This window comes from Phytohabitans sp. LZ39 (genome assembly GCF_059359075.1).
In genome coordinates this window covers 104,802-123,309 of record NZ_JCADBM010000021.1, presented here as the reverse complement: position 1 = coordinate 123,309, position 18,508 = coordinate 104,802, and the positions used below count along the sequence as shown (strand labels likewise).

The window sequence follows — 18,508 nt, the reverse complement described above, 5'->3', positions numbered from 1 at the left end:
GTCAGGTGGGGAGGGGGAGCTGCCGCCCCAACACCGCGAAGGCCCGCTCGTCGCCGGGAAAGCGGAAGTCACGCAGCACGTCGACGAACTCGAAGCGCCGGTAGAGCCGCCAGGCCCGGGAGTCCCACTCGTCGGCCTCGGGAGTGGAGAGCAGGGTGGTGGCGCCGCCGGCCATGCGCAGCAGCGCGCGCAGCTGGCGGGCGCCGACGCCGTGCCCCTGCGCGGGTGGGCGGACGTGCAGCTCGACCACCTCGAAGCAGTCGGTGAGCCAGGTCTTGCGGGCCTCTTCGGACAGTGCGCCGCGCACCTGGTCGTGCCACCACTGGCCGGCGGCGGACGTGTACCCGTATCCGAAGCCGACCAGGTGGCCGTCGCGGGTGAGCGTCGCGACCGCACGGAACCCGGGCCGCCGCGCGTGGGTGGCGATGTAGCCGCGCCGCGCCTCCAGCAGCTCGGCCCGGTAGCCCATCGCCTCGCCGTACACCGCGACGACGTCGTCCAGCCGCCTGGTGAGGTCGTCCGGCATCCACGGCACCAACCTCATGCGCGCCCGCGCTCCCCTCCGTCATTCCAGCCAACGACCTTACGGTCGCCCATGACCCCCAGTACGGCGAACCGGGCGAACAGGTCCTCCGCGTACCACCCTTCGGTCGGTGTTCGGAGGATCGCCGCCCGGTGCTCCGGGTGACGGTACGCGAACTCGGTGAGGTCTGCGGTGTTCCGCCACACGCTTACCGTGCCCTGCCAGCCGATCGGTGCCTCGCCGATGCCGAAGCGGGCGAGCTGCCCCGGCGCGGTGGCCGCGGCGGCGGCGACCGGCGGGACGGCGCGCCAGAACGTCACCGCCCGGCGCGGGCGGAGCCGTGCCCGGGTGAGCGCGAGCACGGGCCCCTCTGTCTGGCCGCGCGGCTCGCCGAAAGGCGTTGTGCCGGACCACTTTCCGCGGCTGGTGAGCGGGCTGAGGTCGATCCGGAGGCGGCCCTCGGCGATGCGTTCCCAGGCACGTGCCACGGGTGTGCCGTCGAAGCCCTCCGCCGCGGCCGCGTCGTCCCAGACCACCAGTGCGGCGTACCGGGTCGGGTCGGCGTCCGTCAGGCCGAAGCCGTCGCCGGTGCCGAGCAGCTTGGCGAAGCGGACGCCGGACGTGGCGCGCAGCCGCCGCCGGTCGAGCGCCATCCGGACGAAGGCGCGCGGCACCGCGCGGCGGGGGACCCGCCACACGTGGAGCGTCACGAACGGCGTCACGCGACCTCTGCCGGGCTCCCCGCGGTGATCCGGACCAGCTCGGCGTAGGTGGTGGGGAAGACCGCCTGCGGTACGCCACCGGCGGCCCAGATCTCGCCGTACTGCTCCAGGGCGGTGTCAACGAGCGTGCGGAGCGGCTTGGGGTGGCCGAGCGGGGCGACCCCGCCGATGACCTGGCCGGTGTGCGTGCGGACGAAGTCGGGGTCGGCCCGCTTGAGCTTGCCGACACCGAGGTCGGCGGCGACCTTGGCGGTGTCCACCCGGTGCGCGCCCGAGGTCAGCACCAGCAGCGGCTCGCCCTCCGCGTCGAAGATCAGCGAGTTGGCGATCTGGCCTACCTCGATGCCGAGGGCGGCGGCGGCCGCCGCCGCGGTGTGCACGGCCTCGGGCAGCAGCCGGACCTCGCTGGGCCGGCCGGAGCCGTCGCGGGCGTCGGCGCCGCGCAGCGCGTCTCGTACCGCCTGGACGTTAGGGTGTATAGCCTGCACATTCGGGTGTGTGGACATGCCGACCATCTTGCTGCTCACCCGGCCGGGACGGCCACGACTTTCTCCTCCTCGGCCGCGGCCGGTGCGGGCGGCGGTGACGCCACCCGGGCGCTCTCGGCCAGCGCCACGCCGGCCAGTACCAGCGCGCCGCCGGCGAGCTGCGCCGTGTTGAGCGCCTCGCTGCCGCCGAGCGTGATCCACGCCACGGCCGAGGCGATCACCGGCTCGATCATGCCGACGATGCCGACGCTCGTCGCCGGCAGATGCCGCAGGGCGCCGGCCAGCAGCAGGTACGGCGCGATCGAGCCGAGCACCACCACGTACCCGAGGAGCAGTGTGATCGGGACCCCGCCGGAGGTGGACTCGGCCAGCGGCGCCCAGCCACCGTTTGCCGGCGCCACGGCCTGCGTGAGCAGGCCGGCCACGGCGGCGGCACCGAACGCCCAGGTGGTGAGCGAGAGCGTGTCGCGGCGGGCGACGCCCTGCGCGCCGAGCAGGTAGTAGAGCGCGAGCAGCACCGCCGCGGCGAGGCCGGCGAGCACGCCCAGCCCGTCGAGGCTCAGCTCGCCCCACACCTCGGCCACGCAGGCGAGGCCGACAAGGCTGAGCGCGAGGCCGCCCCACAGCCGCGGCCGCACCGGCTGGCGCTGGCCGAAGCGCACCCAGAGCGCCACGAAGAGCGGCGCCGTGTACTCGAACAGCAGCCCGATGCCCACCGGCAAGCGGGAGATCGCCACGAAGTAGAGCATCGGGACGAGGAAGAAGCCGGCCAGCCCGTAGCCGAGCAGGAGCGGCAGGTCGCGGCGGGTGACCGCCAGGCGGCGGCCGCGGCCCAGCAGCAACGTGATCGCCAGCAGGCCCGTGAAGGCGCCGGCGGCCCGGAGGAAGGCGAGCTGGTGCGGCTCGATGCCGGCGCGCAGCACCAGCTTGGACACGGTGCCGTTGACCGCGAACAGCGTGCCGGAGGCGACCACCATGGCCACTCCCAGCGCGGGCTTCCTCGTCACGCAGGTGAGGCTACCGGCCGGCTGTCAGGAGTGGAACCGCATTGTGGTCGTTACCTCTCGGAACCCCGGCGGCACGCCCACCGGACGTTGCGTTTTTGTCGTACGCGAGGTGTACTGTCTTGGTAGTTCGAACGACTGTTCGAACGACTTGGGTGGAGCGGTTCGCGACGCGCCACCCAGGAGCGGTTCGCGGAGACCGCGTGCGGGTCCTGGACATTCGCGGGTCCGGGCCCTCAGGCAGGACCGTTGCTCGCCACCCCCGACCCCCGGGCGGCGGGCAACGGCCTCGCCGGCCGAGCCGGCCGGGTGTGAGGAGGGGAAGCGTTCACGCCCGGCTGGCGCCGACGACAGGACATTGCCGAGGAGAGAGTCCCATGCCGACCAGTACCGCTCAGGCACCCACCGTGCCCGCCGGCGTGCTGCCGCACCGCACTCCCGCCGAGCTGCTCGTCCTCGCCCGGCGCGGGCTGGAGGAAGCGGCACAGACCCGTCCCGACGGCCTGCGGTACGCCGCGGCCCACCTGTCCGCGCTGCGCGCCGCCGCGGCCATGCTCGCCGCCCGCGCGCAGCCCGCACCCACCCGGCGCAACAGGGTCACCAGCGTCTGGACCTTGCTGCTGATGGTGGCGCCCGAGCTGCGCGAGTGGGCCACCTACTTCGCCGCCGGGGCGAGCAAGCGCGCCGCGGCACAGGCCGGCATCCCGCGCGTGGTCACCACCCGCGAGGCCGATGACCTGCTGCGCGCCGCCGAGCAGTTCGTGGCGGTGGTCGAGGTCGCGCTAGGCCTGGCCCACCAGCCCGCTCTCGACGGGCTGGCCGCCGCCTGATCCACCGTTCGTCTTCGTAAGCACACCAGGAAAGCGAGACAGGCCATGGCGGGCCAGGCGACTCTCCGGTCCGCTACCGTCGCCGGGCTGGTCCGACCGGCCAGCGACCCGGATGTCACGGGGCGGCACCGCGTGCTGCCCGTGGCCTCCCCGCTGGGCGTGCTCCTGCCCGGCGGCGGCCTGCGCCGCGGCACCACCGTCGCGGCCGGCGGCCTGCCGGATGGCGGGCTGCCCGCCGGCGGCGCGCCCGGTGGCAGCTCCGCCCTGGTCCTCGCGCTGATCGCCGAGGCGTCCCGGACCGGCTCGTGGTGCGCGATGGTCGGCATCCCCACCTTCGGCGCGGTCGCCGCCGCCGACGCCGGCATCGCCCTCGACCGCCTGGCTCTGGTGCCCAACCCCGGCCCCGAGTGGGCCGCCGTGGTCGCCGCCCTGATCGACGGCATCGACGTGGTGGTCATCGCCGTCCCCGGCACCGTGCCCGCCTCCATCGCCAGCCGCCTGGCCGCCCGCGCGCGGCAGCGGGGGAGCGTGCTGGTGCCGTACGGCCGGTGGGACGGCGCCGACGTGACGCTCCAGGTGACCCGCAGCGACTGGGAAGGCCTGACCCCCGGCCGCGGCCGCCTCCGCCAGCGCCGCGTGACGATCGTCGCCCGCGGCCGAGGCGCGGCCGCCCGCCCCAAGGAGATCACCGTCTGGATGCCCGGCGCCGACGGCCAGCCGGTGGTCGCCGTCGTGGACGTCGAGCCAGCCACCCGCTCCACCGGCCGCCGCGCCACACTCACCCTGATCCGCTGACCCCAGTCGGGGTCGTGGCCGAGGGTCGCTGTCGGCTTCGTGGCATCTCGAGCCGTGGGAGCAAGTGGTGGTGCGGTATGGGCGGGAGTGGCCAATGCGCTGGTCGGGGCGATGTTGATCATAGTGCGGGTTCGAACATGTGTTCTATGATCAAGCGTGCGCACGTTGCTGGTCTGGTGTCCCGACTGGCCGGTGATCGCCCTGGAGCTGGTCGAGGGCATCCCGGCGACCGGGCCCGTCGCCGTGGTGCGGGCCAACCGCGTGATCGCCTGCTCCGAGGCGGCTCGGGCGGAGAGGGTCAAGCGTGGGCTGCGTAAGCGGGAGGCGCAGAGCCGTTGCCCGCGGCTGACCGTGGTGGAGCACGACCCGGATCGGGACGCGCGGGCGTTCGAGCCGGTGGTGGCGGCGGTCGAGGAGCTGGTGGTCGGGGTCGAGGCGATCCGCCCGGGGTCCTGCGCGCTGGCCGCCAAGGGGCCGGTGCGCTACTTCGGCGGTGAGGAGCGTACGGCCGAGGCGATCGTCGAGCGGATCGCCGAGGTGTGCGGCGTGGAGAGCCAGGTGGGGATCGCGGACGGGGTGTTCGCGGCCGGGCTGGCGGCGCGTACCGGGCGGATCGTGCCGCCGGGCGAGACTCGGGAGTTTCTGGCCGGGCTGCCCGTCGAGGCGCTCGACCGTCCACAGTTGACGGACCTGCTGCGGCGGCTCGGCGTGCGTACCCTCGGGGAGTTCGCGGCCCTGCCCGCCGCTGACGTGCTGTCCCGGTTCGGGTTCGACGCGGCGCTGGCGCACCGGCTGGCGGCGGGGCGCGACCACCGGCCGCTCGCGGTCCGCCGCGTGCCGCCCGACCTCGACGTCACCGAGACGTACGACGAGCCGCTCGACCGGGTGGACGTGGCGGCGTTCGCGGCGCGGTCGCTGGCCGAGCGGCTGCACGAAAAGCTCGCCGCCCACGGCCTGGCCTGCACCCGGGTGGCGATCGAGGCGGTGACCGCGGACGGGCAGGAGCTGCACCGGGTCTGGCGGCACGACGGGCTGCTCACCGCCGTGGCCATCGCCGACCGGGTGCGGTGGCAGCTCGACGGGTGGATCTCCGGGCGCCGTGAGCGGCCGGTGTCCGGGATCGTGCGCCTGCGGCTGATACCCGAGGGGGTGTTGAGCCATGTCGGGCTCCAGCCGGGCCTGTGGGGCGAGACCGGCGAGGAGCGTGAGCGGGCGCACCGGGCGCTGCACCGGGTGCAGGGCATCCTCGGGCCGGAGGCGGTGCTCACGGCGGTGCTTGGTGGCGGGCGTTCGCCGGACGACCAGGCGCGGATGGTCCCGTGGGGCGACGAGCGGATCCCGACCCGATCCGGCCAGCCGCCCTGGCCCGGCCGGATCCCGGCCCCCGCGCCCGCGCAGGTGCTGGCGGCGCCGGCCCGGGTGATGGTGTACGACGCGGCCGGTGTGCCGGTCGAGGTGAGCGGCCGGCTGGAGGTCAGCGCGCCGCCGGCCCGCGTCGTGATCAGCGCGACAGGGCGCGAGCGGCGGCGGGAGCGGTCGGTCGAGGTGATCGGCTGGATCGGGCCGTGGCCGGCGGACGAGCGCTGGTGGGCGGCGGAGGAGTCGCGGCGGCGGGCCCGCTTCCAGGTCGCTCTCCCCGGCGGCTGGGGCCTGCTGCTCTCCCTGGCTGGCGGCATCTGGTCGGTAGAGGCGATATATGACTGAGGTGGGCATCCATGGGGTGGCATAACCCGCAGCGGAGCTGGGCGGAGATGGAGCGGGTGCTCTCCGGCCGGCACGTGGTGGACCCGCTGGCCGTGGACGCCGACGGCGGCGACTCGCCGGCGTGGAGCCGTAAGCGACCGCCGTACGAGGGGCCCGCGCTCATCCGCACCGAAGGTCCCGTCCCGTACGCGGAGCTGCACTGCCACACCAACTTCAGCTTTCTCGACGGGGCGAGCCACCCCGAGGAGCTGGCCCGGGAGGCGGCCCGGCTCGGGTTGACCGCGCTCGCGGTAACCGACCACGACGGCTTCTACGGCGTGGTGCGCTTCGCCGAGGCGGCCCGCGCCCACCAGCTGCCCACGATCTTCGGCGCGGAGCTTTCGCTCGGCCTGCCCGGCCCGCAAAACGGCGAGCCCGACCCGGTCGGCCGGCACCTGCTGGTGCTGGCGCGCGGCCCCGAGGGGTACGCCCAGATCGCCCGCACCGTCAGCAAGGCGCAGCTGGCGGGCAAGGAGAAGGGCCGGCCGGTTTACCCGCCGATCGACGAGCTGGGAAAAGACCTGAAGGACGTCGTCGTGCTGACCGGGTGCCGCAAGGGCACCGTACCGGCGGCACTGCGGATCGGCGGGATGGCCGCGGCGGCCGCGGAGCTGGACCGGCTCGTGGCCGCGTTCGACACCGAGCGCGTGCTGGTGGAGCTGACCGACCACGGTGACCCGGCCGACGGTGACCGCAACGACGCGCTCGCCGAGCTGGCCGCCGTCGCGGGACTGTCCACTGTGGCCACCAACAACGTGCACTACGCCACCCCCAAGCGGCGGCGGCTGGCCACCGCCCTTGCCGCGGTGCGCGCCCGGCGCAGCCTCGACGAGATCGACGGCTGGCTGCCCGCCGCGGCGACCGCGCACCTACGCGGCGGCGAGGAGATGGCGGCCCGGTTCGCGGCGTATCCGGGTGCGGTGGCCCGGGCCGCAGAGCTGGGCCGCGAGCTCGCTTTCGACCTCAAGCTGGTCGCACCCCACCTGCCGGACTGGAACGTGCCGCCCGGCTACACCGAGATGAGCTGGCTGCGCGAGCTGACGATGCGGGGCGCGCTGGAGCGGTACGGGCCGCGGGAGGCGGCTCCCAAGGAGTACGCCCAGCTGGACCGCGAGCTGAAGATGATCGACGAGCTGGGCTTCCCCGGTTACTTCCTGATAGTTCACGACATAGTGAACTTCTGTCATCGAAAGCGGATCTTCTGCCAGGGGCGGGGCTCGGCGGCCAACTCGGCGGTCTGCTACGCGCTCCGCATCACCAACGTCGACGCGGTGCAGCACGGGCTACTCTTCGAGCGCTTCCTCGCCCCCGAGCGAGACGGCCCGCCCGACATCGACGTGGACATCGAGTCCGACCGGCGGGAGGAGGTCATCCAGTACGTCTACCGGAAGTACGACCGGGAGCACACCGCCCAGGTCGCCAACGTGATCTCGTACCGGCCGCGGTCGGCGGTGCGTGACATCGCCAAGGCGTTCGGCTTCTCACCCGGGCAGCAGGACGCGTGGAGCAAGCAGATCGACCGGTGGGGGAGCATCGCGGCGGTCGACGTCGACGACATCCCGAAGCACGTCATCGACTTCGCCAACGAGCTACAGACGTTTCCGCGGCACCTGGGTATCCACTCCGGCGGCATGGTGATCTGCGACCGGCCGGTGGTGGACGTGTGCCCGGTCGAGTGGGCGCGGATGGAAAACCGCACGGTCCTGCAATGGGACAAGGACGACTGCGCGATCGCCGGCCTGGTCAAGTTCGACCTGCTGGGGCTCGGGATGCTCTCCGCGCTGCGCTACGCGTGCGACATGATCGGCCGGGAAATCGACCTGAGCGACATGACACTCGACGACCCGGAAATCTACGCCATGCTGTGCCGGGCCGACTCGGTCGGCGTCTTCCAGGTCGAGTCCCGCGCGCAGATGGCCACCCTGCCGCGGCTGGAGCCACGCGAGTTCTACGACCTCGTCGTGGAGGTGGCGCTCATCCGGCCCGGCCCGATCCAGGGCGGCTCGGTGCATCCGTACATCCGGCGCAAGAAGAAGCTCGAACCCCCCGACCCACCGCATCCCGCGATGAAGAACGCGCTCGCCAAGACGCTGGGCGTGCCGCTCTTCCAGGAGCAGCTCATGCAGCTCGCCATCGACGTGGCCGGCTTCGACGGCGCCGAGGCCGACAAGCTGCGCCGCGCGATGGGCTCGAAGCGCTCGGACGAACGGATGGCCGAGCTCAAGGACCGGCTCTACGCCGGCATGGCCGAGCGCGGCATCACCGGCGAGATCGCCGACGACGTGTACCTCAAGCTCTCCTCGTTCGCCAGCTTCGGCTTCCCGGAGAGCCACGCGATCAGCTTCGCCTACCTCGTGTACGCCAGCTCGTGGCTCAAGCGCTACCACCCCGGACCGTTCCTCGCCGCCTTGCTCAACGCCCAGCCGATGGGCTTCTACTCGCCGCAGACTCTGGTCGACGACGCGCGGCGGCACGGCGTCGAGGTGCGGCGGCCGGACATCAACCTCAGCGGCGCCAAGGCAAAGCTGGAGTACACATCGGACACCCGGTGGGGGAGCGAGAAGGGTGAGCCGCCGCACCAGTGGGGGATGGGCGGCCCGGCCGTCCGATTAGGACTGTCCTATGTGCGCACGATCGGCGACGACCTGGCCGGGCGGATCGAGGAGGAGCGGGAGGGCGCCGGCCCGTACCGCGACATGGCCGACCTGGCCCGCCGGGTGGGCCTGACCGCCGCGCACATGGAGGCGCTGGCCACCGCGGACGCGTTCGCCGGCTTCGGACTCTCCCGCCGCGAGGCGCTGTGGGCCGCCGGCGCCGCCGCCCAGGAGCGGCCCGACCGCCTCCCGGGTACCGGCAGCAGCCCCAACCCGCCGCCCACGCTGCCCGGCATGGACGCGGTCGACCGCCTCGTCGCCGACGTGTGGGCCACCGGGCTGTCGCCGGAGAGCCACCCGGCCCGCTTCATCCGGCCCCAGCTGGAGGAGGCCGGCGCGGTGCCGATCGCGCGGCTGGGCCTGATCGACGGCGGCACCCGGGTACGCGTCGGCGGCCTCGTCACCCACCGCCAGCGGCCGGCGACCGCGGGCGGGATCACGTTCATGAACCTCGAGGACGAGACCGGCATGCTCAACGTGACCTGCTCGCCGGGGCTGTGGCAGCGCTACCGGAAGGTGGCCCGCACGAGCGCCGCGCTGATCGTGCGAGGGCGGCTGGAAAAGCACGACGGGGTGATCAATTTGACCGCCGACCGCCTCGATCCGATCACGCCGCCGGTAAGTCCGGCCTCGCGCGATTTCCGGTGATTGCCGGCGACGCTATCCCGACAGTGGTAACCGCGCCGCTACTCCGCTGTGTCAATCTGTCGCCGGGCCTGTGGCGAGGCGGATAAGAGATCACAGAAATCCGGGTAGTCAATGCGCAGCAGGACCATCTTCCTCGTCGGCGGAAAGTACATCTTCTGGGTGTTTTTTCTTGTCGCCTATCTGGCAGTCTTCGTCGCCGGTTACGCACACGAGACGTTCGGCGTGGGCTCCGCGGACGCCGAGTTCGTCCGCGCACAGTGCGAGGCCACCCGCACCTGCGGGGACAACCACGACGCGTTCGAGCTCGCCCAGATGACGTTGATGCGGGTGATGGCCGGCGAGATATGGGTGACCGGCATCATATTGCTGGCACTCGAAACGACATTTCTCGTGATCGCCACACGGCGCCGCGTATCGGCGCGCACCGCCATCCGGTGGTGGAAGGTGCAACTCGTGGTCGTCGTGGCGTCGCTCGCCATTTACCTCGCACTGCTCCTGATCGGCGCCCGAGGCCTGCGACGCATTCCGGAAAACGCGCGACTCCTGCCGTTCGCGGACACGTTCTCCGCACCGTTCGCCGACCAGGCGATGATCTCCTACATCGTGGTATTCGTGGTGGTCAGCGCGATCGCACTCGTGCACAACCGCGCGATGGCCGGCCTGCTCCCCTCCACCTAGCTTTTGGTTGCGGGTTGGCCTCCTTCCGGTCCGCCGAGGAAGCGGGCGGACCGGAAGCGTCGTGGTCGCCGCGGCTAGCGCACCGCCTGCGCCGGCTCGGGTGCCGCCGCCGTGGGCTGCTCGTCAGGCACCTTCGCCAGCTTGCTGGGGTGCCACATGTGGCGACCGATGTCGAGGTTGAGGGCGGTGACCAGCACCGCCCGCACGACGATCGTGTCGAGCAGGACGCCGAACGCCACCGCGAAGCCGATCTCCGCGAACGCGGTCAGCGGCAGCGTGGCCAGCACCGCGAACGTGCCGGCGAGCACCACGCCCGCCGACGTGATCACGCCGCCGGTCGCGGCCAGGCCGACGAGGGCCGCCCGCTTGGTGCCGTGGCGTGCGGCCTCCTCGCGTACCCGGGTCATCAGGAAGATGTTGTAGTCGATGCCGAGCGCGACGAGGAACACGAAGACGAACAGCGGCAGCGAGCTGTCGGCACCGCCGAAGCCGAAGATATGCCGGAAGACCAGCGCGCTCACGCCCAGCGCCGCGGCGAAGGAGAGCACGACGGTCGCCACCAGCACCAGCGGCGCGACGATCGCCCGCAGCAGCACGCCGAGGATCAGCAGCACGACGAGCAGCACGATCGGGATGATCAGGTTGCGGTCGTGGCGGGCCGCTCGCTGGAGGTCCAGGTTGATCGCCGTCTGGCCACCGACCTGGGCGTCCGCCCCGGGCACCGCGTGCACGCGGTCGCGGGCACTGTCGATCGTGTCGTACGCCGCGTCGCTGTCCGGCGGCGCGGTGAGCGTGCCCTCCATGTACGCCACGCCGTTGCTGACCCTCGGCTCGGTGACCGACGAGGGCTCGATGCCGGGCGTGCCGGCGAACGCGGTGCGCACGTCGGCGGCCTGGCCGGCGTTGCTGACCACGGCGACCGGAGTGCCGACACCGGCCGCGAAGTGCCGGGCGAGCACCTCCTCGCCCACAATCGAGTCCGGGTTGCCGCGGAACGACTCCTTGTTGGTCAGACCGGTGGCGTCGAGCTGCACGATGCCGATGGCCAGGAGCGCGAGCACCACGCTGGTGGTGATCCAGGTGGTGCGGGGGCGGCGGGCGATGCGGCCACCGACCTTGGCCCAGAGGCCGGTCGTGGTGGGCTCGGCGGTGCCCTCCTTCGGGCGCACCGGCCAGAAGATCCACCGGCCCACGGTCACCAGCATCGCCGGGAGCAGCGTCAACATGACCGCGAGGCCGACCACGATGCCGATCGCGGCGACCGGGCCGAGGCCGCGGGTGGAGTTGGTCTCGGCGAAGAGCAGGCAGATCATGCCGACCGCCACGGTGGCCGCGCTCGCGATGATCGCCGGGCCGGCGCGGTGCAGGGCGACCGCCATCGCCTCGTGCCGGTCGTGATGGCGGCGCAGCTCTTCCCTATATCGGGCGACGAGCAGCAGCGCGTAGTCGGTGCCGGCGCCGAACACGAGTACCGTCAAGATGCCCGAACTCTGCGCGTTGACGGTGAGGTCGGCGTGCTTGGCCAGCAGGTAGATCACGGCCTGCGCGCAGGTCAGCGCGACACCGGCCGAGATGACCGGGAGCAGCCAGAGCACCGGGCTGCGGTAGGTGAACAGCAGGATCACCACGACCACGCCGATCGTGGCGAACAGCAGTGTGCTGTCGATCCCCTCGAACGCGGCGGCGGAGTCGGCGGCGCTGCCGGCGGGCCCGGTGATGTGCACGCTGAGCCCGTTGGCGCCGGCCTCCCCGGTCGCCAGCATCGAGTCGACGATGTCGCCGGCGCGATCCCAGCCCTCGGGGCCGAGGTTGAGCGGCACGTAGATCTGGGCCGCCTGCCCGTCGGTGGAGAACGCCGGACCCTGCACCTGGCCGTCGAGGTCGCCGAGCTGCCCGAACTTCTGCACGTCGGCGGCCACCTTCGCCTTGTCGGCGTCGGTCAGCCCGGACGGGCGCTCGTAGACGACGACGGCCGGGAGCGCGTCGGGCGAGGAGAAGGCGGTCTGCTTGTCGAGCACCTGCGTCGACTCGGCGCTGCCCGGCAGCCACGACTTGGCCTCGTTGTCCTCGACGCTGGTGAGCTTGCCCGCCAGCGGAGCGGCGATCGCGACCACGATCAGCCAGAACACGATGATCAGGTACTTTGTCCGGCGACCGGTGAGCAGCCCAGCCACGTTTCTGGTCATGAATCCCCCCGTGGACACACGAATACGATTCGGCTACATGTTGCGCTGATATGTGCCGGCCGCACATCGTCGGTACGCACCGGCTTGCCGGCCTGATACCCCTAGGGGACGCCGGACGCACCTGTCCGGTTTTACCAACGCCCTAAATCTTGTTCAGCACCCGTTCGAGGAGCGTGGCGAGGGAAATCGACTCGCCGTCCCGCCCGCCGCGGCCCACCACGAGCGGCGGGTCGTCCGCCCGCAGGGTGACGCCGGTAAACCGGGCCCGCAGGCTCGCCGGCACCGCGAGCAGGTAGAAGGCGCCGTCTTCACCGACGGCCATCGATCGGTCGGCTTTCAGATACCAGCCCCGCAGACCCGTCCGGTAGCGCCCGCGGCCCGTGTACGAGCGCGCCACCAGCGGCTCCGTCGGCAGGGCTCGCTCCCGGGCCTGACGGACGAAGTCGGCCACCAGCGCGCGTGCCTGTGAGTTCTCTACCGCTTTGCGGCGTTCTTGAGCTTCGGCGTGTACGGTGACCGCGTGGCGCCGACGCCTGTGCCACTCTGCCTCGTCGTCGGTGCGCATGGCCCGACCCTACGTCCCCCCGTTAGGAAGGGAGCAGCACCGTGCGAGAGGGACGCTGCCACGGCGGCCCACTGGACGGTCAGGTGCGGATCAGTCGCTATCCGAGCGGGTTCCTTCTGGGTGACAAGCCCACCGGGCGGGCGTGGTTCTACGACTGGCGCGACGACGCCTTCTACGTCCGCGACCCGGAGCCCCTGCCGCTCACCGACGACCTGATGGTGAGCATCGCCGAGGGCGAGGAGTACGACGTGCTCGCTCTGCCCGAGACGGTCGAGGGCGCGGAGTCCCCGCCCGATGTGGACGATGAAGGCGTCGAGACCCTGGCCAGCAATCCGAACCCGACCCGCATCTCGACCGCCATCTGGCGACTGTGGAGCGACTTCGACCGCTTCGAGGCGAGCGCGCTGCTCGGCGGCGTCTACGCCGCCAAGCCCGGCTACCACAACTACCGCGGCGCGCTGCCGTCGTCCGACTACTCGGTCCGCGACGTCGTAGCCGACCGCCGCGGCTCCGGCATCAAGGCGTCGGCGATCGACCTGAGCCTGTCCGACGCGGCGATGCGCAAGTACACGGCGCGGCTGGACGCCGCCGCCCGGTCCCGCGACCCGCGGCTGTACAGCCCGCGCGGCCCGGTGCTGCGGGAGTTCATCGGCACGAAGGACAACCGCACGGTCTACTGCTACGTGCTGGTCGGCGGCCGGCCACTCGGCGTGGGCGCCGACGCGGGGCCCGACCCGGGTCGCGATACCACCCACCTGTGGCACATCCACCTGTCGATCATCAGGCAGTTCTGTGAAGACTGGTCCGCACTCGACGGTGTCCTGTCCGTGCTGCGTGGGGAGTCCCTCGCGGCCTGGCAGGGCAGATCGGAGTACAACGAGATGACCCCCCAGCAGGCACAGCAGCTTCGCGACGCGCATTACACCACCTCGGTCGCGATCCCCAACCCGACGGGTGAGGGGCGTGTGCCGCTCCACGTGTGGGCCGGCTGGATGACCGGCGCGGTCAAGGCGCTCGCATCCGCGGTCGGCAATGTCGACGAGGCCACCAAGGCGCAGCTCCAGCAGGATCTGACCAGCCTTCAGGCCGGGATCGACGCGGTGCCAGAGGAGGTCGTGCAGGCGTTCGGGCCGGCCGACGAGCCCGAAGACATCGCGCTGCGCCTGCGCGCGATGCTCGGCGACAAGGCCACCGCGGTCGGCCAGATCCTCGCCCGCGGCTGACCGGCACCCGCGACGCCGCCGGCGGCGGAGGACCGACGGCGCCAGACCCGCTTCTCGACACCGAGCGCCTGCCCGCGCTCCGTCGTGCGGCCGTTTCACCGTGCCGTAAAACTTCGCGCCGCGGTTACAGTGGACAGCCTGGTGGCGGAGGCCGTGGGGCTCCGCCACCTGTGATGCGGTGCGCCGAGACCCTGGCATAGGCTGCGGCAGTGGAGCTAACTCGCGCACAGCGCAGCGGGCCGCGCACCGCAGTCGTCTGGGCCGCCCTGCGTCGCGAGATCGAGCGCCAGGGTGGCCGCCCGCTCACCGTGCTCGACGTCGGCGGCGGCACCGGTGGCTTCGCCGTCCCCCTCGCCGAAGACGGCCACCGCGTGACGGTGGTCGACGCCAGCCCCGACGCGCTCGCCGCGCTGACCCGGCGGGCCGCGGAAGCCGGGGTCGCCGACCGGGTGCGCGCCGTGCAGGGCGACGGTGACGCGCTCGCCGGCCTCGTCGAGCCGGGCGCCGCCGACCTGGTGCTGTGCCACGCCGTGCTCGAGGTCGTCGACGACCCGGCCGGTGTGGTGGGCGCGGTGACCGCGGCGCTGCGGCCGGGCGGGGCGGCCAGCGTGCTCGTGGCCGGCAGGGCCGCCGCCGTGCTCAGCCGCGCGGTCAACGGCCACCTCGCCGACGCGGCCGCGCTCCTCGCCGACCCGCACGGTCGCACCGGGCCCAAGGACACGTTGCGGCGGCGCTACGACGCGGAGACCGCCGCCGCGCTGCTGCGCGCCGCCGGCCTCGAGGTCGCCGAGATCCATGGGGTACGGGTACTCGCCGACCTGCTGCCGGCGGCCGTCGCCGACGGCGACCCGCAGGCGGTGGTCGACCTGGAGATGGCGGCGGCCGCCCACCCGCCCTACCGGGACATCGCCGCCCAGCTGCACCTCTTCGCCCGCCGCCCGTCGTCATGAGCGGTGCGCTCGACGTGGTGCGGCCGGCCTACGGGCGGGCCAGCCTGGCTGAGCTGCTGCCCAGCGTGCTCGCCGTGCTCGGTGTCCCGGAGGCGCCCGATCCGCTCGGCCTCACCGCCCGGCTCGACGGCGTGCGGCGGATCGCGGTGCTCGTGGTGGACGGGCTCGGCTCGTACCAGATCCCGCTGGCGACCCCCCACGCGCCGACGCTGGCCGACGTGGCGCGCGCCGCCACGAGCCTGACCTCTGTCTTCCCGTCCACGACGCCGGCGGGTCTCGCGTCGATCGGCACGGGAGCCGTGCCCGGCGCCCATGGTCTGCTGGCCTTCACGGTCAACGTCCCGGGCACCGACCGCGTGCTCAACCACACCCAGTGGTGGGACGACCCGGACCCGGTGGCCTGGCAGCCGGTGCCGAGCCGGCTGGCGGTGGCGCGGGCGGCCGGCGTGGCGGTGAGCATGGTGAGCCGCCCCGAGTACGCCGGCAGCGGCCTCACCGTGGCGGCCTGGCGCGGGGCCGACTATCGCGCGGCGCCCGACGTCGAGGCGCTGGTCACCGGCATGCTCGACGGGCTCGCGGCCGACGGGCGGGCGCTGGTGGTGGGCTACCACCCGTCGGTCGACACGTCCGGACACCGCTTCGGCCTCGACTCGCCGGAGTGGCGGGCGGCGGTTTCCGAGCTCGACGTCCTGCTCGCGCGCCTGGTCGAGGGCCTGCCCGCCGACGCGGCGCTGCTCGTCACGGCCGACCACGGGCAGCTCGACGTGCCCGACGAGGGGCGGTACGACCTCGACGCCGACCCTCGCCTCGGCACCGGCCTCCGCCTGGTCGCCGGCGAGCCGCGGGTGCGCTACCTCCACACGCTCCCCGGCGCCCGCGACGACGTGGTGGCCGCGTGGCGCGAGGTGCTCGGCGAGGACGCCTGGGTGGCGCCGCGCGAGGAGGTGGTCGAGGCCGGTTGGTTCGGGCCGGTGCCCGCGGCCCACCTCGACCGCATCGGTGACGTGGTGGTGGTCAGCCACGGCCTCACCGCGGTGCTCGCCACCGCCCGCGAGCCGGAGACGGTGGCCAAGCTGGTCGCCTACCACGGCTCGTACACGGCGGCGGAGATGATGGTGCCGCTGATTGTCGTACGGGGCGTCTAGCCTGCGGACATGGGTCGTAGCCAGGCGATACCGCGCGGGCAGTCGCGCTTCGGGCCGGAGGGCGACGACAGCGGCAGCCACATCCTCCACGTCGACATGGACGCGTTCTACGCGTCGGTCGAGGTGCACCGCGACCCCTCGCTGAAGGGCCGGCCCGTCGTGGTCGGCGGGGTCGGCCCGCGTGGCGTAGTCAGCTCGGCCAGCTACGAGGCCCGGGAGTTCGGGGTGCGCAGCGCGATGCCCACCGCCCGCGCGCGGGCCCTGTGCCCCCGTGCGGTGTTCATCCCGCCCGACTTCACCGCCTACACGGCCGCCTCGCGCGCGGTGATGGGCATCTTCCGCGACGTCACGCCGCTGGTCGAGCCGCTGTCGCTCGACGAGGCGTTCCTCGACGTGGGCGGCGCGCGGCGGCTGCTCGGCCCGCCCGCCGGCATCGCCCGTCTGATCCGCTCGCGGGTGCGCGGCGAGCTGGGGCTGACCTGCTCGGTCGGGGTGGCGCCGACCAAGTTCGTGGCCAAGCTCGGCTCGACCCGGGCCAAGCCCGACGGGCTCATCGTGGTCCCCGTCGACCAGGTGCTGGAGTTTCTCCACCCGCTGCCGGTGGCCGCGCTGTGGGGCGTGGGCGAGCGGGCCGCCGAGACGCTGGCCCGCCTCGGCCTGCGCACGGTCGGCGACGTGGCCCAGGCGCCGGTCGGCATGCTGCGCGGCGCGCTCGGCGAGGCGGCCTCGGCCCACCTGCACGAGCTGTCGTGGGGGCGCGACCCGCGCCACGTGACGCCGGAGCAGGTGGACAAGTCGATCGGCGCGGAGGTGACGTTCGACACAGACGTGGCCGACCCAGCGGTGATCCGCCGCGCGCTGCTCTCCCTCTCCGAAAAGACCGGCGCCCGGCTGCGCCGTTCCGGCCAGGTGGGTCGCACGGTCTCCATCAAGGTGCGGCTGGCCGACTTCCGCACCCTCAGCCGTTCCCGCACGCTGCCCGGCCCGACCGACGTGGCGCGCGAGGTGTTCGACATCGCGTGGGCACTGTGGGAGGGGCTGTGGTCCGCCGGCGGCGACCGGCGGCCGGCTCGCGGCGCCACCGGTGGCCAGCCCAGCCCGGGTGCACCGATCCGCTTGGTCGGGGTGCGGGTCGAGGGCCTGACCCAGGCCGGCGCCACCCCGCGGCAGCCCACACTGGGCGAGCCCGAGCACGGCTGGCGCGAGGCCGAGGCGGCGGCCGACGCGGCGGCGGCAAAGTTCGGCCGAGCGGTGATCCGCCCGGCAAGCCTGCTCCGCAAGGCCGGCGAAGACTGAAGCGGGCGGATGTGTCCGCTTTCTGGCACGCTTCCGAAGTGCTTTCTGAGGCGCGGTGACCTGCGACGGACCGAAAATCACTCAGGCCGTGGGTCGTCCCGCTTTCCGAGCCGCGAACCCCCTCGTAGACTGGCGGGTAAGCAGTCGGTTTGGCTGCCACGGTCTGTCGGTCCGCCCGGGCCGGCCTACGTGACCGGGGAGGAGTGCCGTGCCGCTCTCTGAGCATGAGCAGCGGCTGTTCGAGCAGATCGAGCAGTCGCTGGCCGAGGACCCGAAGTTCGCCTCGGCCGTGCGCGCCAGTGACCCGCGCTTCCATGCGCGTCGTCGTCTGCTGCTCGCTGTCGGCGTTATCGCGGTCGGTCTCGCGTTGGTTGTCTACGGCACGGTTACAGAGCTGACCCTGCTCGGCGTAGCGGGGTTCGTGGTCATGCTCAGCGCCGCGGCGTTCGCGATGCGTTCGCACCGCAAGGGACAGTCACCCGACCTGCGCGTCGTGGGAGGCACCACCTCCCGCCGCACCCGCGGCCGCCGGATGTCCTTCATCGACCGACTCGAGGAGAGGTGGCGTCAGCGGCCAGAAGGCCACCGCTGACCCGACCCCCCTCGGCGGTCCGCCGCTGGATGCTGCCCCGCGCAGCCGATCTACACCATCACCCCGCCACGCCTCCGGGCTGGCGGGGCGCCATTTTGTCCGGCGGGGTTGCCCTATGGGCCCGGCGGCGGCGGTCGTCCGCCAAGACAGGTTTCCCGGGTCCGCGTCAGTCGCGGACCGCCGCTCCCGCCGGAGACCGCGCAGGTCGGCGGCTCGCAGAGCGAGCCGAGATCCCCGACCTCCGCTGCCCGGTCCGCGCGGCAAGCCCCTGCTGGGAGACCCGCATCGACCAGCGCGACCCCGCGTTACAAGCTCGGGTGAGGGCTTCGAGATCAGTGCGGTGACCACAAACCTTCACCCGGGCCGGCGAAGCCGGCCAACGTTGGTGGCCCCGCACTGGAGACCCTTCTGAGTCAGGGTCACCGCCTCCGCATCCGGGGTGTCGCCGTCGCGAGTAACGCGACCA

General features: G+C 72.9%; 16 protein-coding genes. 10 read left to right on the top strand and 6 right to left on the bottom strand.

Features of this window, described 5'->3' with window-relative positions; all coding sequences use genetic code 11:
• Position 1 precedes the first annotated feature (1 nt).
• Genes AC5L36_RS33370 through AC5L36_RS33355 form a run of 4 tightly spaced genes read right to left on the bottom strand, consistent with a single transcriptional unit; the run spans position 2 to position 2,740 of the window.
• On the bottom strand, positions 2 to 544 hold the full coding sequence (locus tag AC5L36_RS33370) for a GNAT family N-acetyltransferase (RefSeq protein ID WP_441223934.1): 543 nt from the start codon (positions 542 to 544) through the stop codon (positions 2 to 4).
• Entirely contained in the window at positions 541 to 1,245 is a 705-nt protein-coding gene (locus AC5L36_RS33365; protein ID WP_441223933.1) for a monooxygenase, read from the bottom strand. The genes AC5L36_RS33370 and AC5L36_RS33365 overlap by 4 nt, the downstream gene beginning before the upstream one ends.
• The gene (locus AC5L36_RS33360) at positions 1,242 to 1,751 is read right to left on the bottom strand and encodes a YbaK/EbsC family protein (RefSeq protein WP_441223932.1); all 510 of its coding nucleotides are present in this window, start codon (positions 1,749 to 1,751) and stop codon (positions 1,242 to 1,244) included. Before AC5L36_RS33360 ends, AC5L36_RS33365 begins: the two co-directional genes overlap by 4 nt.
• A gap of 17 nt (positions 1,752 to 1,768) precedes the next feature.
• Positions 1,769 to 2,740 (bottom strand): EamA family transporter, encoded by a 972-nt coding sequence (locus tag AC5L36_RS33355; protein WP_441223931.1) that lies wholly within the window; start codon positions 2,738 to 2,740, stop codon positions 1,769 to 1,771.
• A gap of 374 nt (positions 2,741 to 3,114) precedes the next feature.
• Between AC5L36_RS33355 and AC5L36_RS33350 the strand changes: the two genes are divergently transcribed.
• The 5 genes from AC5L36_RS33350 (at position 3,115) to AC5L36_RS33330 (ending at position 10,085) form a co-directional block, all read left to right on the top strand.
• Positions 3,115 to 3,567, top strand: a complete 453-nt coding sequence (locus AC5L36_RS33350) for an SAV_6107 family HEPN domain-containing protein (RefSeq protein ID WP_441223930.1) — start codon at positions 3,115 to 3,117, stop codon at positions 3,565 to 3,567.
• Positions 3,568 to 3,612: 45 nt separating this feature from the next.
• The gene (imuA', locus tag AC5L36_RS33345; RefSeq protein ID WP_441223929.1) at positions 3,613 to 4,362 is read left to right on the top strand and encodes a DnaE2-dependent mutagenesis accessory factor ImuA'; all 750 of its coding nucleotides are present in this window, start codon (positions 3,613 to 3,615) and stop codon (positions 4,360 to 4,362) included.
• A 156-nt stretch (positions 4,363 to 4,518) separates the two neighbouring features.
• Positions 4,519 to 6,066 (top strand): DNA polymerase Y family protein, encoded by a 1,548-nt coding sequence (locus AC5L36_RS33340; protein ID WP_441223928.1) that lies wholly within the window; start codon positions 4,519 to 4,521, stop codon positions 6,064 to 6,066.
• Positions 6,067 to 6,077: 11 nt separating this feature from the next.
• Complete coding sequence (locus AC5L36_RS33335) at positions 6,078 to 9,407, top strand: error-prone DNA polymerase (RefSeq protein ID WP_441223927.1); 3,330 nt, start codon at positions 6,078 to 6,080, stop codon at positions 9,405 to 9,407.
• A 111-nt stretch (positions 9,408 to 9,518) separates the two neighbouring features.
• The gene (locus tag AC5L36_RS33330) at positions 9,519 to 10,085 is read left to right on the top strand and encodes a hypothetical protein (RefSeq protein WP_441223926.1); all 567 of its coding nucleotides are present in this window, start codon (positions 9,519 to 9,521) and stop codon (positions 10,083 to 10,085) included.
• A gap of 74 nt (positions 10,086 to 10,159) precedes the next feature.
• Here AC5L36_RS33330 and AC5L36_RS33325 read toward each other — a convergent pair whose 3' ends face one another.
• Positions 10,160 to 12,271 (bottom strand): MMPL family transporter, encoded by a 2,112-nt coding sequence (locus AC5L36_RS33325; RefSeq protein ID WP_441223925.1) that lies wholly within the window; start codon positions 12,269 to 12,271, stop codon positions 10,160 to 10,162.
• A gap of 142 nt (positions 12,272 to 12,413) precedes the next feature.
• Positions 12,414 to 12,836 (bottom strand): hypothetical protein, encoded by a 423-nt coding sequence (locus AC5L36_RS33320; RefSeq protein WP_441223924.1) that lies wholly within the window; start codon positions 12,834 to 12,836, stop codon positions 12,414 to 12,416.
• 41 nt (positions 12,837 to 12,877) lie between these two features.
• On the opposite strand from AC5L36_RS33320, the gene AC5L36_RS33315 reads away from it, so the two are divergent.
• The 5 genes from AC5L36_RS33315 (at position 12,878) to AC5L36_RS33295 (ending at position 18,042) form a co-directional block, all read left to right on the top strand.
• Positions 12,878 to 14,059: a hypothetical protein gene (locus AC5L36_RS33315; RefSeq protein ID WP_441223923.1), complete on the top strand. Its 1,182-nt coding sequence runs from the start codon at positions 12,878 to 12,880 to the stop codon at positions 14,057 to 14,059.
• Positions 14,060 to 14,268: 209 nt separating this feature from the next.
• Positions 14,269 to 15,009 (top strand): methyltransferase domain-containing protein, encoded by a 741-nt coding sequence (locus tag AC5L36_RS33310; protein ID WP_441223922.1) that lies wholly within the window; start codon positions 14,269 to 14,271, stop codon positions 15,007 to 15,009.
• Positions 15,006 to 16,154 carry an alkaline phosphatase family protein gene (locus tag AC5L36_RS33305; protein ID WP_441223921.1) on the top strand — a complete coding sequence of 383 codons (1,149 nt, stop codon included), beginning with the start codon at positions 15,006 to 15,008 and terminating at the stop codon, positions 16,152 to 16,154. The genes AC5L36_RS33310 and AC5L36_RS33305 overlap by 4 nt, the downstream gene beginning before the upstream one ends.
• Before the next feature lie 9 nt (positions 16,155 to 16,163).
• Positions 16,164 to 17,450, top strand: a complete 1,287-nt coding sequence (gene dinB / locus AC5L36_RS33300; protein ID WP_441223920.1) for a DNA polymerase IV — start codon at positions 16,164 to 16,166, stop codon at positions 17,448 to 17,450.
• Positions 17,451 to 17,658: 208 nt separating this feature from the next.
• On the top strand, positions 17,659 to 18,042 hold the full coding sequence (locus tag AC5L36_RS33295) for an SCO2097 family morphological protein (protein ID WP_441223919.1): 384 nt from the start codon (positions 17,659 to 17,661) through the stop codon (positions 18,040 to 18,042).
• Positions 18,043 to 18,508: the final 466 nt, after the last annotated feature.